Source organism: Streptomyces sp. NPDC102441 (assembly GCF_044765585.1).
In the GTDB taxonomy this organism is placed as follows: domain Bacteria; phylum Actinomycetota; class Actinomycetes; order Streptomycetales; family Streptomycetaceae; genus Streptomyces.
Map to the genome: position 1 here is coordinate 88,252 of NZ_JBIWKH010000025.1, position 15,178 is coordinate 103,429.

The following is a 15,178-nucleotide window of genomic DNA, read 5'->3' on the forward strand; positions in this document are numbered from 1 at the left end:
CGTGCCTGAGGACCACAGGTCAACGACCAGCCGGCCGTGGTGGTGCACGGCCAGCTGGGCGTGGCCGCAATCGTGTGCCTGGCCCTGTGCGAAGGCGTCCCGTACCCCCTCCCAGCCCGGCCGCACGCTTCCGTCCACCGCCGGACGCCCGCTCATCTCACGCGCTCCCGGGAGGTGTTCCGCCGGTCAGTGCCGTCAGCTCCGCCACCCCCTCGGGGTCCACAGGGCTCTGCGGGAACTCGGCGATCACATCCAGAGGCATCCCGGCGAGGAACCGAGCCGTCACCGGGTCGTCCATCGCGGAGGCCGCCGTCCCCCCTTCGGCACGGGCTGCCATGAACCTCTCCATCAGCAGCGGGCCACCGACCGGGTGGCTGAGCCACTCCGCGATCGTGCTGCGGCCGCTCGGCGCGACATCCGAGGGGTCGCCCGTCACGCTGATCACAGCCGACCGGCGGATGTCCCGGGAGGACGATCCCGTCTCGATGCCGTAGTCACCGCCCTCCACCCGCCAGGTGCCCTCGCGCGCGCTGTAGTAGGCGAGTTCATGGCGTGCCATCTCGACGGTCACCTCGCGGCTCTCCCCGGGGGCGAGGTCCACGGACGCGAAGCCGCGCAACTCCCTCGGGGGGCGGGCGACCGTGGAGCCGGCCGGACCGCTGCTGTAGATCTGGACGACCTCGCGCCCGGGGCGCCGGCCCGTGTTGGTGACGGTGACGGTCACGGAGACGGCGTCACCGGCCGGTGCGACCCGCAGGCCGGAGTACGCGAAGGACGTGTACGACAGGCCGTGGCCGAAGGGGAAGGCGACCTCACGGGCCGCGGCGTCGTAGCCCCGGTACCCGACGAAGACGCCCTCGCCGTAGCGGACATGCCTCTCCTCCCCGGGAAAGGAGAGGTGGCTCGGTGAGTCCTCCAGGCGCAGCGGCACGGTCTCGGCCAGCTTGCCCGACGGGTTGACGGCGCCGAACAGCACCCGGGCCAGTGCGCCGCCGCCCGCCTGGCCGAGCAGCCAGCCCTCGACCAGGGCGGGCACGGTGTCGTGCCAGGGGGCGGTGCGCACCACGCCGCCGTTGGACAGCACGACCGCGACGCGCGGGTTCGCCGCGACCAGGCTCTCCAGCAGCCGCAGTTGGTCGTCCGGCAGGTCGATGTGGTCGCGGTCGAAGCCTTCGGACTCGTCGGCGGCCGACAGGCCCAGGAAGACGACCACGGTGTCGCAGGAGGCCGCCAGGCGCACGGCTTCGTCGCCCAGCGCCCCGGCGGTGTCCGCCGCGCCACCGGGTGCCGGGTAGCCGGGCGCGAAGTCCACACGGGCGCCGTCGGCCAGCTCGCGCAGCTGCTCCAGAGGGGTGTCGAGCCGGGTCGGGGTGACCTGGGAGCTGCCCGCGCCCTGATAGCGCGGGGTGCGTGCCAGTTCGCCGATGACGGCGACGCTGCCGTTCGACGGGTCGAGCGGCAGGACGTCGCCCTCGTTCCTGAGGAGTACGACGCACCGGTCGGCGGCTTCCCCGGCGAGGCGGTGGTGCTCGTCGGCCGACATCCGGGGGCCGGGCCGTACGCCGTCGTCCGCCCGCCGGGCGAAGAGGGCCAGCCGCTCCACGGAGGTGTCGAGCACCGACTCGTCGAGCTCCCCCGCCCTCACCGCCGCTACGACCTCGGCGTCGGTTCGCCCGTGCGTGCCCGGCATCTGGAGGTCGAGTCCGGCGCGGAGGGCGGCGACCCGGTCCCGTACGGCGCCCCAGTCGGACATGACCACGCCGTCGAAGCCCCATTCGGTGCGCAGGATGCCGGTGAGCAGGCGGGAGTTCTGGGACAGGAGGGTGCCGTTGACCGCGTTGTAGGAGCACATGACGGACCAGGGGCGGTCACGGCGGACGATGCGTTCGAAGGCCCGCAGATAGATCTCGCGCAGCGGGCGCTCGTCGATGTCGGCGCTGACGCGCATGCGGTCGGTCTCCTGGTTGTTCGCCGCGTAGTGTTTCAGCGCCGCGCCGACGCCCGACTCCTGGAGTCCTCGGACCATGGCGCCGCCCAGCTCGGCCGTGAGCAGCGGGTCCTCGGAGAAGTACTCGAAATTCCGCCCGCACAGCGGGGACCGCTTGATGTTGATGCCAGGGCCGAGCAGGACACGGATCCCGTGCGAGCCGGCCTCGTCGGCCAGCGCACCCGCCACGCGGTACGCGAGCTCCGGGTCCCAGCTGCTGCCGAGCGCCACCGCCGGCGGGTAGCAGGTGGCCGGGGCGGCGCTGTGCAGATCGACCTGCCCCCCGTCGCCGCTCTCCTTGGGGAGACGCAGGCCGTGCGGGCCGTCGGACATGGTGACGGCGGGGATGCCCGCCTCCGGCGCCGCCGCCGTGACGAAGTCACCGGCGCCACTGGTCAGGGACGCCTTCTCGGTGAGGGAGAGCCGCGGCGCGGCCGGTTTCACGGCCGGGGGAGGCGGGGTGTGCTGGGTCATGCGGCACCTAACGGTCGGGGCGGAGAAGCGGCTGTGCGGTGACCGGGCCGTTCGGGCGGGGACCGGTGCCGGGAAGCCGGGTCATCTGAAAACCGTAAATTGATCGGTTTTAGACGTCAAGGGGTCGAGTCGCGCGTCAGCCGTACGGGGGGCAGGCCGCGAGCCCGCCCCTGCGCGACCCCTTGACGATCAGAAACCGTTCAACGTACGGTTTTCGCGCTCGAGCCGCGCCGCTCCGGGACAGTGCAGTGCACCGCGTCCTGAGGCCGCGCCTCCTTTCCATGAACGAAACGAGGAACGGTCATGCCCCCTGCCAGTCAGCCCTCCTCACGGGCCGCACTCCCCGGCCGCGCACGCCAGGCGGCCCGCGTCTCGCTCGCCGCCGCCACCGTCATGGCCGCACTGGCCGTTTCCGCAGGGGCCGCCGTCGCCGGCCCCGCCCAACGCCCTGGCGTGCGGGGCCAGGAGGCCGTCCGCTATGTCGCGCTCGGAGACTCCTTCAGCTCCGGACCGGGAATCCCCGAGCAGAGCGACGCGGCCTGCGGCCGTTCGGCCAGGAACTACCCGTCGCTGATCGCGGCCGAGCTCGGCGCCGCCTCGTTCACCGACGCCACCTGCGCCGGTGCCGACACCAGCCATATGACGAACCCGCAGGAGGCGGCGCCTCCGCAGCTCGACGCGCTGCGTGCCGACACCACCCTGGTCACCCTCGGCGTCGGCGGCAACGACCTCGACCTGACCGGCATCCTCACGCGCTGCGTCATCCTCGGCGGGCCGGCTCCGTACGGCGCTCCCTGCAAGAGCAGCTACACGCTGTTCGGCACCGACGAGATCGGCTCCCGCATCGCCTCCACGGCACCGAAGGTCGCAGCGGTGCTGGCGGAGATCCACGGCAGGTCCCCCCAGGCCAGGGTGCTCGTGGTGGGGTATCCCGCGATCTTCCCCGACGACGGGACCGCCTGCCGCCCGACGGTGCCGCTGGCGACCGGTGACTTCCCCTGGATCAGGGACAAGGAGAAGCAGCTCAACTCGATGCTCGCGCAGCAGGCGGGATCGCAGCGGGACGTGTACGTCGACGCCTACGCGCCCTCCGTCGGGCACGACGCGTGCAAGCCGGCGGGCGTCCGCTGGATCGAGCCCGCGGACACGGCGGAGGCGGCCGGGTTCCACCCCAACGCCGCCGGGCACAGAAGCACGGCCGATGCCGCACTCGCGACGCTCACGCGCTGACCGGGCCGCTCCCCGCGTCGTCGTCGGGGGCGAGTCCGAGCCGGGCCAGGAAGGCGCGTACCAGTGCCTCCATCGGCACGGCCTCGGGTTCCAGCAGCCACTGGGTCTGGAGGCCGTCCATCAGTGCGAGCAACTGGACGGCCACCACCGAGGGTTCCAGGTCGGCGGGGGAGTCCGCCTCGGCCTGCAGGGCCCCCACGAGTCCGGCCAGCTCCGCCCTGACGACGCGGTAACGCTCCCTGAAGTAGTGGTGCGCGGGATGGTCCGGGTCGGTCGCCTCGGCGGACAGCTTCGTGTAGAGGGCAACCATGCCGTGCGTCCGGCTGTTGCGCACCACCAGGCCGACCAGGCCGCGCAGGCGGTCGGAGGCCTGGGCCGGTGTGCCCGGCCGGACGATGTCGGGGAAGACGGTCTGTGCGTCCTCACGGTCCCGCTGCGCCAGCACCTCGAGGAGTACGGCCTCCTTGCCCGGGAAGTGGTGGAGCAGCCCGGCGTGGGTCATCCCGGCGTGCGCGGCGATGTCGCGCAGCGAGACCGCGTTGAAGCCGGTACGGGAGAAGAGATCCCCGGCCGAGTCGAGGATGCGTGCGCGGGTGCGCTCGCCCTTCGACAGGCGCTGCGGGGCGTCCTCGGGTCGGTCACTCAACTCGGCGGCCTCCTGTCGTCGTGGGGCAGCCGTCCGCCCCGCCGCTCGCAGGGCCGGCCCCGAGGAGGGTTCGATGCGGCCGTCCTGACCTGCGGGTTCGTCATGCTGCCCCGGAATTTACCAGGCTGCCGAACTCGCACCGTAAAAACCTACCAACTGGTTAATTCCGTGTGTAGGCTCACCGCCACTCTCACCCGGGACGTCTTTCCCCGGCACCTCCAGACGGAGCGAATCTCATGAGCAGAACCACTCGGAGCGGGGCTCTCGCCGCCGCCCTGGCGATCTCCCTCGCCCTCGCGGGGTGCGCGGGCTCGGGCACCAAGAGCTCCGGCGGCTCGCAGCTGGACATCGCCACGCTGACCTTCCCGCAGAGCCTGGACCCGGCGCACGCCGTCGGCAGCGCGCTGCCGTTCTTCCAGGCCACCTACGACACCCTGGTCAAGCGGGAGCCGAACGGTGACTTCAGCCCGATGCTCGCCACGAAGTGGACGTACAACGACGACGCCACCGAGCTCGCCCTCACCCTGCGCGAGGACGTGGAGTTCGCCGACGGCACCGCCTTCGACGCGGCGGCCGTCAAGGCGAACATGGAGCACTTCAAGAAGGGCGGCGGCGCCGACGCGAAGTGGCTGAACGACCTGGAAGCGGTCCAGGTGGTGGACCCCGCCCACGTCACCCTCGAGCTCAAGCAGGCCAACCCGGCCATGCTGTTCTACCTGAGTGACGCGGCGGGACTGATGGCGAACCCGGCGAAGCTCGCGAAGGCCGACAGCCTCAAGACCACCCCCGACGGCACGGGCCCCTACCGTCTCGTCAAGGCGAGTACGACCATCGGGACCAAGTGGGTCTACGAGCGTAACGAGGACTACTGGGGCGAGAAGGTGCCCTACGAGGACCTCACGATCAGCTTCTTCGACAACGAGACGGCGATCGTCAACGGCATCAGGACCGGCCAGGTCAACGCCGCCCTGCTGCAGAGCGCCGACCAGCAGATCAGCATCGAGTCCGACCCGCGGGTGAAGACGACGAAGCAGGAGTTCGACTTCCAGGGGCTGCTGCTGTTCGACCGCGCGGGTCAGCTGACCCCCGCGCTCAGGGACCCCCGGGTCCGTCAGGCGCTCAACCTCGCGATCGACCGCGACACTATGCTCTCCACCATCCGGCAGAAGAGGGGCAAGGTCACGGACCAGGTGTTCGGCCCCGACACCCAGGGGTACGACCCGAAGCTGGACACCCACTGGTCCCACGACCCGGCCGAGGCCAGGAGCCTGCTGAAGAAGGCGGGTTACCGGAAGGGCTTCACGCTGAAGCTTCCCCGGATCGCCGCGATCGTCAACGACGCCCTGGCCGCGTCCCTCGTCACCGACTTCGAGGCCATCGGCGTCGAGCTCGTCTGGGACGACCTCGACGGCGGCTCGGCCGTCCAGAAGGTGTTCACCGACCGCGCCTACTCCGGCATGGTCATGAACATCGGGCAGTCCTCGTCCGACTGGGTCGTCGTCAACGAGCTGGTCACTCCCGGTGCCTTCAACATGTTCGGCACCACCGACGCCACCGTGCGGAAGCTGATACCGCGGATCCAGACCGGCACGGGCGCGGAGGCGGAGCAGGCGGCCGAGGCGCTCAACGAACACCTCGTCGAGGACGGCTGGTTCGTGCCCTTCTACCGGATGTCCTACCTGCACGTCTCGGACGGCACGGTGAAGATCACCCCGCAGTCCGGCATGGCCGTTCCGTCGATCTACAACTACGCCCCCGCCTCATGAGGTCCCGCCGGGGACGGCCCGTGCGGCGGGACCGCCCCCGGCGGCCGGCCCCGGACAGCCGCGTACCGAACAGATACCGAGTGCCATGCTGAACTTCATCACCCGAAGGATCGCGGCGGGGGCTGTGCTCCTGGTCGTCATCTCCCTCCTCTCCTATCTGCTGCTGTCGGTCTCCGACGCGGACGTGGGCAGGCAACTCCTCGGCCAGGGCGCAGACCAGGCGGCCGTCGACGCCAAGAACGCCTCGCTCGGCCTGGACCGGCCCGTCCTCGTCCAGTACGCCGACTGGCTGGCGCACGCCGTCCGCGGCGACCTGGGCACCTCCTGGTTCACCAGCGAGGACGTCGGGACCGCGGTCGCCGGCCGGCTGCCGGTCACCGCGAGCCTCACGCTCGGGGTCACCCTCGTCACCACCGTCGTGTCGTTCCTGCTCGGCGTCTGGGCGGGTGTGCGGCGCGGGGCGGCCGACCGCTTCGTACAGATCCTCGGGGTGGCCGGATACGCCCTGCCCGGCTTCCTCGTCACCCTGGTGATCGTGCTGGTCTTCGCGGTCAACCTGAACTGGTTCCCCGCGATCGGGTACACCCCGTTCACCGAGTCGCCCGGCGGCTGGCTCTCGACCATCACCCTGCCGGTCCTGTCCCTGGCGGTCGCCTCCGTCGCGGGCGTCTCGCAGCAGGTCAGGGGCGCGGTCGTCGACGTACTGCGCCAGGACTACGTCCGCACCCTGCGCGCCCGCGGACTGCCCACCTCCCGGATCGTGTTCCGGCACGTCCTGCGCAACGCGTCATCGCCGGCGCTCTCGGTCCTCGGCATGCAGTTCGTCGGCCTGCTGGGCGGCGCCGTGCTCGTGGAGCAGATCTTCGGACTTCCCGGGATCGGCAGCATGACCGTCACCTACACCACCCGGGGCGACATTCCCGTGATCATGGCGCTGGTCATGTTCACCGTGATCGGTGTCGTCCTGATCAATCTCCTGGTCGACACCATGATCGGCTGGCTCAACCCGAAGGCGAGGGCCGCATGAGCGAGAACCCCACGGCCGGCGGCGGACTGCGCAGGCTCCTGCGCAACCCGCTCGGCGCGATCTCCGCAGGTGTTCTGCTCCTGCTCGTCATCGGCGTCGTCCTCGCGCCCCTGCTCGCACCGCAGGCCCCCGACGTCTCCTCGCTCGGCGACGCGTTCGCGGGGCCCGACGCCGCGCACCCCATGGGCATGGACTCGGCGGGACGGGACATCCTCTCGCGCATCCTGTACGGCGGACGCAACACACTGGGCGGGGCGGTGGTCGCCCTGGCGATCGCGCTCGCCCTGGGCGTGCCGTCGGGCCTGTACGCCGGCTACTACGGCGGCCGGTTCGACTCCGTCGCCAACTGGGCCGTCAACCTCGTCATGGCGCTGCCCGCGATGGTGGTGCTCCTCGCCTCCCGCGCCATCCTCGGCCCCAGGGTCTGGGTGCTGATGATCGTGCTCGGGGTACTCGTGGCCCCCGGCTTCTTCCGCCTGGTCCGCGGCATCGTCGCCAACGTCCGCAAGGAGCTGTACGTAGACGCCGCCAAGGTGTCCGGGCTGTCCGACACCCGGATCGTCGCCCGGCACATCCTGATCGTCGTCCGCGGTCCCCTCATCATCCAGGTGGCCCTCGTCGCCGGAATCGCCATCGGACTCCAGGCCGGTCTGGAGTTCCTCGGCGTCGGCAGCGGTTCTTCGGCGACCTGGGGCGCGATGCTCAACGAGGCGTTCCAGAACATCCAGCGCGCACCGCTTCTGATCCTGTGGCCCGGACTCGCACTCGGTCTGACCAACGGCGCTCTCGTCCTGCTCGCCGGCGCAGTACGCGACGTACTGGAGGACCGCGGCGGCGAGCCGGCCGGGCGGCGCCGCAGGAGGCCCCGCGCCGGGGCGGCCCCCGCAGCGGAGGCCCTGGTCGAACCGCCGGACCCTGCCGCTCTCCTGTCCGTCCGTGGCCTCACCGTCGCCTACGCCCGCCCGGACGGCACGGACAAGGAGGTCGTGCACGGCATCGACCTCGATGTGCACCCCGGCGAAATCGTCGGCCTGGTGGGGGAGTCGGGCTCCGGGAAGACCCAGACGGCCTTCTCGGTGCTCGGGATCCTGCCCGAGGGCGGGCGGGTCACCTCGGGCAGCGTCATGATCAAGGGCCAGGAGGTCGACGGACTGCCCGAGCGCGCTCACCGCGCACTGAGGGGCGGCACCGTGGCCTACGTCCCGCAGGAACCCATGAGCAACCTCGACCCCGCCTTCACCATCGGCAGCCAGCTCATGGAACCCATGCGCCATGTTCTCGGCATCTCGCGCAAGGAGGCCGCCGGCCGGGCGATCGACCTGCTGCGCCTGGTGGAGATCCCCGATCCCGGGCGGACGATGCGGCTGTACCCCCACGAGATCTCCGGAGGCATGGCCCAGCGCGTCCTGATCGCCGGCGCCATGTCCTGCGACCCGGAACTCCTCATCGCCGACGAACCCACCACCGCACTGGACGTCCGGGTCCAGGCCGAGATACTCGGTCTGCTCCGCAGGCTCCAGCAGGACCGCGGCCTGGGCGTACTCCTGGTGACCCACAACCTCGGCGTCGTGGCCGACCTCTGCGACCGTGTCGCCGTGATGAGCGGCGGCCGGATCGTCGAGACCGGAACCACCGGACAGATCCTCCGGTCCCCCCGGGACCCCTACACCCGGACCCTGCTCGGCGCGGTCCTCGACGACGCGCCGGTCCGGGCGCCCTGGCAGCCCCGAGAGGCGAGGAAGGCCACCGCATGACCAGCACCGGCACCACCGAATCGGCCTTCCCCGACGCACTGCTGCGGATCAGGGACCTCCGGGTCTCCTACCCGGGCAAGGGATGGCGAGCCCCGCGCACCGAGATCCTCAAGGGGGTCTCCCTCGACATCCGGCCCGGCGAGACCCTGGGCCTGGTCGGCGAGTCGGGCTCGGGCAAGACGACCATCGGGCGCGCGGTCCTCGGGCTCGTGCCCGCCCGCTCGGGCAGCATCACGTTCGCCGGCGAGCGCATCGACACGGCGAAGGCCTCGCGCCGCCGTGAGCTCAGCCGCGACCTCCAGGTCGTCTTCCAGGACCCGTACACCTCGCTGAACCCCTCACGCACCGTCGGGGACACGCTCAGCGAACCCCTCCTGGGGCACGGTGCGAGCGCCAGGGACGCACGCGGCCGGGTGGGCGGCCTCCTCGACCGGGTCCACCTGCCGCCGGACGCGGCGAGCCGTCTGCCCCGGGAGTTCTCGGGTGGTCAGCGCCAACGGGTCGCCATCGCCCGCGCGCTGGCGCTGCGCCCCCGGCTCGTGATCTGCGACGAGCCGGTGTCCGCGCTCGACCTGACCACGCAGCGCACGGTTCTCGAACTGCTGCTGGAGATCCAGGAGGAGACAGGCGTCGCGTATCTCTTCGTCACCCACGACCTCTCGGTCGTGCGCTTCATGAGCCACCGGGTGGCGGTGATCAAGGGAGGGTCCCTCGTGGAGACGGGCGACGCCCATGCCGTCACCACCGCCCCCGGGCACCCCTACACCCGCGCCCTGATGCTCGCCGCTCCCGTGGCCGACGTCGACGAGCAGCGGCGTCGCAGGGAGTCCGCCGCCGTGCTCGGCGGGGAGGCCACCGTGACGGCGGCCGACGGCGGCTGACCCCGTCCGCGACTCGCCGGGGCGGCGGTCGGCCGTACGGGGTTCGGCGCGGCCCGATATGGAAAGCTCTATCGGAACACGTCGCCCTCGGACGCGCCCACAGTGCACCTGGACCAGGAGTATCTGCCATGGATTTCGGACTCGTCCTCCAGACCGACCCGCCCGCCTCGGCCGTCGTCGGGCTCATGCGCCGCGCGGAGCGGAACGGCTTCCGCTACGGCTGGACCTTCGACTCGGCGGTGCTCTGGCAGGAGCCCTTCGTCATCTACAGCCGGATCCTGGAGCACACCGAGCGGTTGATCGTCGGACCGATGGTGACCAACCCAGGGACCCGCACCTGGGAGGTCACCGCCTCCACCTTCGCCACGCTCAACGAGATGTACGGCAACCGCACCGTGTGCGGCATCGGGCGGGGTGACTCCGCGATGAGGGTGGCGGGCCGCAGGCCCAACACGCTGGCACGGCTCGGCGAGGCCGTCGAGGTGATCCGCGATCTCGCCGAGGGGCGCGAGGCCACCGTCGACGGACAGCCGGTCCGGATCCCGTGGGTGAAGGACGGCAGGCTGCCCGTCTGGATGGGTGCGTACGGGCCCAAGGCCCTGGCCCTGGCCGGGGAGAAGGCCGACGGTTTCATCCTCCAGCTGGCCGATCCCTACCTCACCGAATGGATGATCAAGGCGGTACGCGACGCGGCCACCGCCGCCGGCCGCGACCCGGACGCCGTCACCATCTGCGTCGCCGCGCCCGCCTATGTGAGCGACGACCTGGACCACGCACGCGAGCAGTGCCGCTGGTTCGGCGGCATGGTCGGCAACCACGTGGCCGACCTCGTCTCCCGGTACGGAGAGCACTCCGGCCTCGTGCCCGAGGCCCTCACGGCGTACATCGCCGGACGCTCCGGTTACGACTACAGCCATCACGGCCGCACCGGGAACCCGGACACGGCCTTCGTGCCCGACGAGATCGTGGACCGGTTCTGTCTGCTGGGACCCGCCGAGGCCCACATCGAGAAGCTCCGGGTCCTGCGAGATCTGGGCGTCGACCAGTTCGCCGTCTACAACATGCACGACGCACGGGAGGCGACCATCGACGCCTACGGTTCCACGGTGATCCCCGCGCTGTCCTCCTGACCCGTGCCCTGAGGGGACTCGGCGGCGTCGTCTGCGGTCAGGGAGCGGATACGCGGTATCGGTGAAGCCAGTAGCCAGAGAAGTGACAGCGTCCCCCCGACGGCACCGATGAGCAGCGTCGCCCGCAGACCGAAGCCGGTGGCGAGCAGGCCGCCGACCACGGCCCCGATGGGACGTACGCCGTAGTTGACGGTGCTGAACGCGCCCGCCACACGGCTGCGTATGCCATCCGGGATCACGCTGGTCTGGAGGGAGTTGAGGTTGACGTCGAAGAGCATGACGCCGACTCCGGAGAGGAACTCCGCCCCGGCCAGTGCTCCGGCACGCGCCCAGAGCGGCCCTCCCGCGCCGGCCGCGATGGCGATGGGCGCCGGGAACAGCACCGCTCCCACCACGATGCTGCGCCCCACACCGATACGCCGCGAGATCCTCGGGGCGAGGACGGCGCCGAGGAGAGCGCCGGTCGAACCGACGCCCAGAGCAAGGCCGATCGCTCCCGCGGACAGCCCCAGGACACGGCTGGCGAAGAGCACCATCAGTCCGGTGCCCGCGACAAAGGTGAAGAAGTTGACCGTCACCGCGCAGCAGAGCCCGGCGCGCAGCACCGGGTGCCGCCAGACGAAGACCATGCCATCCCGGGCGCGCCGCAGCAGTGAGGGGGCCGCTGCTCCGTCGATGCCGCTGGGTGATTCATCGAGCGGAATCCGCCCTATCAGGAACGCGGACGCCAGGTACGACACGGCATCGACCACGACAGCGACGGGTGCGGTCAACGCCTGGACGAGACCGCCGCCGACCGCCGGGCCCACCACGTGCGACACCGACCGGCTGGCACTGAGCTTGCTGTTCGCGTCGACGTAGGACGAGCGGGGCACGAGGTGAGCGAAGAACGGCGGATAGGCGGTGTTGAAGAGCACGGCCGCGGTGCCGGTCAACAGCGCCACGGCGTACAGCTGACCGAGGCTCACCGCGTCCAGCAGATACGCCACGGGGAGGCTCAACAGCACCGCGCTGCGCACCAGATCGGCGAGGACCATCAGGCGGCGTTTGCGGACCCGGCGGTCGACCCAGGCCCCCAGGATGATCGCGAGCAGATTCGGAGTCCAGATGAGCGCGGTCAGCCACGCCACCTGGTTGGCCGAGGCGCTCAGCGCTGTCACGGCGATCAGCGGCAGTGCCAGTTCGGTGATCCGGTCGCCGAACTGCGATATCGACTGCCCCGCCCAGAACCGGCGGAAGCGCCGGTCCCGCCACAGGGATATCGGGGTGCCCGTTCCTGGGGCGCTCACCGGGCCCCGCCGGCCTGCTCGTCGGCCTGTTCCTCGTCCTGCTCCTCGTCCTGCTCCGGCAGGACGTAACGCAGCAGCCGGACGCCGCGGTTTCCGGCCGGACGCTCGGCGGGATCGCGCGTCACGTAGGGCGCGAGCACCTGCTCGATCCCGTCCTGGATCGCGGCGAGTTCCTCCGCCGAAACGACCACACGGGTATCGGCCAGGCCGGCGGCCCGCTGCCACAACGGGTCCAGGCCCGGCTCCACTTCGGCCGACCACCTGCTCGGCAGATCTCCGTAGCGCAGGAACATCTCCCGGGACAGCGCCCGCGCGGCCGACCGGCCCTCCTCGCCCTCCGGCGCCTCGAACCGGAAGCCGCGCGCCGACGCCTCCCACCGCCGTTGCCGACGGTCCGGCCCGGCCTCGGCGTCCCGGACCAGTCCGAAACCCGCCAGGTGCCGCAGATGCCAGCTGGTCACCGAGGGAGTGGCACCCACATCGGGCGCGAGCTGCGTGGCCGTCGCAGGACCGTGCCGGCGGAGGCGGTCGAGGATCGCAAGCCTCACCGGATGTGCCAACGCCCGCATCGCCTGTGGATCGGTGATCTCGATATCGCCCAGTCGGTTGCCCATGACGTGAGAGTATTCTCTCACATAACGTGAGAGTCAACTCTCACGTTCGGATTCGCCGCCGGGCGATACAGCAGCACGTCTGCTTCAACGAGGTGGACGACAGCGGGGCCGGAGAGTGATGGTGAGAACCCCGGCCGGGCCGGGGGCGTCAGGACTGTGCCGGGGCCCGGCCGAGCAGGGCGTTCACGTCCACCGTCTCGTCGGCGGGCGGCGTGGCCGTCGGCACCGGCTCGTCGAAGCGGGTGAAGTCCACGGCCGCGTCCGCCCCGTCGCCCCGTACGGTGATCCGCACCGGGTGGTGCTCGCCCCCGGTGTCCACGTACGCCGTCAGCTTCTGTCCGTGCAGTGTCCTGGTGACCGGCACGGTCCGTACGCCGTCGACCGTCGACACTTCTTCCTTGGTGAACGTCCCGGCCGCGTTGCCGGCGTTGTCGGAGACCAGATCGCGGAAGGTGTCCAGATCACAGGCGTCCACGACGGGCCGCAGCCTGGAGTCCGAGGCCGAGCCCTTCATGTACCGCCCGGCGAGGATGGCTTCGAAGGCCTGGCCGCCGACCGGGACCTGGTTCTCCCAGAAGTCCGCGTCCGGCTTCAGCCAGACCGAATCGCCCCGTTTGACGATCTCGACCGCACCCTTGTCCTTGCCCAGGTCCACGTCACCGGCACAGTTGCCGTTCCGGTCCAGGCTGAGGTCCACCGTCATCGGCGGGCGGTTCTCCCCGAAGTCGCCCCGCGCACGCAGATGCACGGACCGGACATCGAGCAGGGCGTCGCGGGAGCGGTCGGCGATCTGCTCGGCGGGCAGCGATTCGATGTCGTCGTCCGCCTGGGCCGCAGTGCCGCCGGTCACGGCGAGCACGACCACCGCCGCGCAGGCGGCAGCACGTCCGGCGATGCGCTGTCCTGTCACCGCGCCTCCTCGGAAACGTCCCTGTTCAGGGCCTTCTCGAGCGGGATCCACCCCTCCTGGCGAGCGTACGCCCGCGCACGCGTGCCTGCCCGGCGGGCCGGGTGTACGAAGGGTGAGTCCCCGGCGCTGCCTCGGCTACGGGCGGTATTGGCCACAGGCGCGGCACACGGTACGGTCACTGCGATATCGACGACGGCATCACGGAAGCCGGTGGGAACCCGGCACGGTCGCGCCACTGTGGACGGTGCAGCCCCGAGGGGGGTGGCACCGCGAGTCAGACCCGGGCGCCGTCGTCCTGTGCACCACCGAGTTGGGACGCGAACTCCCAGAGGAGGCCTGCCATGGCCCAGCACGTCGTTCAGCCGACTGCTACAAGCCCCGTGGTTCCCGCAAAGCTGCCGCTGAAGGACATCGCCCCCTGGGCGGTCTTCTTCGGCATCCTGATGCTGATCCTGCTGTACTTCGTCGGCGCCGAGCAGGGCGCCACAGCCGTCGTCTCCGGTGAGGGCGTCCATGAGTGGGTGCACGACGCCCGCCACCTCCTCGGCTTCCCCTGCCACTGATGAGGGACGGACACAGCACACCCATGAACTCCGCAACGGTAAGAAACCTGCTCGCGCGGGGCATGCTCGCCGGCCTCGGTGCCGGCGTGCTCGCCCTGCTCGTCGCCTACTTCCTCGGCGAGCCGTACGTCGACAGCGCGATCGGCCTGGAGGAGCCCCACGCCCATGCGCACGAGCACGAGGCCGAACTCGTCTCCCGCACCATGCAGTCCACCGCCGGCCTGACCACCGGGATCCTGGTCTACGGGGTGGCGTTCGGTGGCATCGCGGCCCTCGCCTACTGCTTCGCGCTCGGTCGTGTGGGCCGCTTCGGCCCGCGGGCCACGGCGCTGCTCCTCTCGGGGATCGCGCTGCTCGCCGTGTACGTCGTGCCGTTCCTGAAGTACCCGGCCAACCCGCCCGCGGTGGGCGCCGGCGACACCATCGGCCGGCGGACCACCCTGTACTTCCTGATGATGGTGCTGAGCGTGCTCCTCGCGGTCGCCGCGGTGATCGCGGGCAGGATGCTGGCGCCGAAACTGGGCGCCTGGTACGCCACCGTCGTCGCCGTACTCGGCTTCGCCGTCGTGATCGGGCTGGCATACGCGTTCCTGCCCACGGTCAACGAGGTGCCGAGCGACTTCCCGGCCACCTTGCTGTGGCGCTTCCGCATGTCCGCACTCGCCATGCAGGCCACGCTGTGGGCAGGCTTCGGCCTGGCCTTCGGCGAACTGGCGGAACGGCTGCTGCGCCCGGACCCGGCCCCGGTGCCCGTGGGCACGGCGGTAGCCGCCCCGCGGTGAAGTGACCGAGACGACGAGAGGGCCCACGGAACCCTTAGGTTCTAGTGGTTGTCGCAACACCCCAGCTCAAGGGGTGCGATGGACTTCGAGATCCGCAAGGTGCGGACCACGGCTCAGGGGCCGGT

At 71.0% G+C, this 15,178-nt stretch carries 13 protein-coding genes and 1 riboswitch; of the genes, 8 read left to right on the top strand and 5 right to left on the bottom strand.

Features of this window, described 5'->3' with window-relative positions:
• Window positions 1-157 precede the first annotated feature (157 nt).
• Window positions 158-2,461: a glycoside hydrolase family 3 C-terminal domain-containing protein gene (locus ACIREO_RS37835; RefSeq protein ID WP_404119093.1), complete on the bottom strand. Its 2,304-nt coding sequence runs from the start codon at window positions 2,459-2,461 to the stop codon at window positions 158-160.
• Between the two features lie 303 nt (window positions 2,462-2,764).
• Between ACIREO_RS37835 and ACIREO_RS37840 the strand changes: the two genes are divergently transcribed.
• Complete coding sequence (locus tag ACIREO_RS37840; protein ID WP_404119095.1) at window positions 2,765-3,691, top strand: SGNH/GDSL hydrolase family protein; 927 nt, start codon at window positions 2,765-2,767, stop codon at window positions 3,689-3,691.
• On the opposite strand, the gene ACIREO_RS37845 is transcribed toward ACIREO_RS37840, so the two are convergent.
• The gene (locus tag ACIREO_RS37845; protein ID WP_404119098.1) at window positions 3,681-4,337 is read right to left on the bottom strand and encodes a TetR/AcrR family transcriptional regulator; all 657 of its coding nucleotides are present in this window, start codon (window positions 4,335-4,337) and stop codon (window positions 3,681-3,683) included. The two genes, ACIREO_RS37840 and ACIREO_RS37845, sit on opposite strands and share 11 nt — an antisense overlap.
• Before the next feature lie 236 nt (window positions 4,338-4,573).
• On the opposite strand from ACIREO_RS37845, the gene ACIREO_RS37850 reads away from it, so the two are divergent.
• The 5 genes from ACIREO_RS37850 to ACIREO_RS37870 all read left to right on the top strand — a co-directional run bounded on the left by ACIREO_RS37850 (window position 4,574) and on the right by ACIREO_RS37870 (window position 10,895).
• Window positions 4,574-6,103, top strand: coding sequence for an ABC transporter substrate-binding protein (locus tag ACIREO_RS37850; protein WP_404119101.1), 1,530 nt, complete (start codon window positions 4,574-4,576; stop codon window positions 6,101-6,103).
• An 85-nt stretch (window positions 6,104-6,188) separates the two neighbouring features.
• Window positions 6,189-7,130, top strand: a complete 942-nt coding sequence (locus ACIREO_RS37855) for an ABC transporter permease (protein WP_404119104.1) — start codon at window positions 6,189-6,191, stop codon at window positions 7,128-7,130.
• Window positions 7,127-8,884, top strand: coding sequence for a dipeptide/oligopeptide/nickel ABC transporter permease/ATP-binding protein (locus ACIREO_RS37860; protein ID WP_404119107.1), 1,758 nt, complete (start codon window positions 7,127-7,129; stop codon window positions 8,882-8,884). The genes ACIREO_RS37855 and ACIREO_RS37860 overlap by 4 nt, the downstream gene beginning before the upstream one ends.
• Window positions 8,881-9,765, top strand: a complete 885-nt coding sequence (locus tag ACIREO_RS37865; RefSeq protein ID WP_404119110.1) for an ATP-binding cassette domain-containing protein — start codon at window positions 8,881-8,883, stop codon at window positions 9,763-9,765. Before ACIREO_RS37860 ends, ACIREO_RS37865 begins: the two co-directional genes overlap by 4 nt.
• Before the next feature lie 128 nt (window positions 9,766-9,893).
• Complete coding sequence (locus ACIREO_RS37870) at window positions 9,894-10,895, top strand: TIGR03842 family LLM class F420-dependent oxidoreductase (protein WP_404119113.1); 1,002 nt, start codon at window positions 9,894-9,896, stop codon at window positions 10,893-10,895.
• Here ACIREO_RS37870 and ACIREO_RS37875 read toward each other — a convergent pair.
• The 3 genes from ACIREO_RS37875 to ACIREO_RS37885 form a co-directional block, all read right to left on the bottom strand.
• Window positions 10,859-12,184, bottom strand: coding sequence for an MFS transporter (locus tag ACIREO_RS37875; RefSeq protein WP_404119116.1), 1,326 nt, complete (start codon window positions 12,182-12,184; stop codon window positions 10,859-10,861). The two genes, ACIREO_RS37870 and ACIREO_RS37875, sit on opposite strands and share 37 nt — an antisense overlap.
• A complete protein-coding gene (locus ACIREO_RS37880; protein ID WP_404119119.1) occupies window positions 12,181-12,798 on the bottom strand; it encodes an ArsR/SmtB family transcription factor in 618 nt (205 codons plus the stop codon). Before ACIREO_RS37880 ends, ACIREO_RS37875 begins: the two co-directional genes overlap by 4 nt.
• 148 nt (window positions 12,799-12,946) lie before the next feature.
• Entirely contained in the window at window positions 12,947-13,708 is a 762-nt protein-coding gene (locus ACIREO_RS37885) for a hypothetical protein (protein WP_404119121.1), read from the bottom strand.
• A gap of 202 nt (window positions 13,709-13,910) precedes the next feature.
• Window positions 13,911-13,988, top strand: a riboswitch (cobalamin riboswitch).
• A gap of 61 nt (window positions 13,989-14,049) precedes the next feature.
• On the opposite strand from ACIREO_RS37885, the gene ACIREO_RS37890 reads away from it, so the two are divergent.
• Together ACIREO_RS37890 and ACIREO_RS37895 are read left to right on the top strand one after the other, a co-directional pair.
• Window positions 14,050-14,271, top strand: a complete 222-nt coding sequence (locus ACIREO_RS37890; protein ID WP_404119124.1) for a CbtB-domain containing protein — start codon at window positions 14,050-14,052, stop codon at window positions 14,269-14,271.
• Between the two features lie 23 nt (window positions 14,272-14,294).
• On the top strand, window positions 14,295-15,053 hold the full coding sequence (locus tag ACIREO_RS37895; RefSeq protein WP_404119127.1) for a CbtA family protein: 759 nt from the start codon (window positions 14,295-14,297) through the stop codon (window positions 15,051-15,053).
• Window positions 15,054-15,178: the final 125 nt, after the last annotated feature.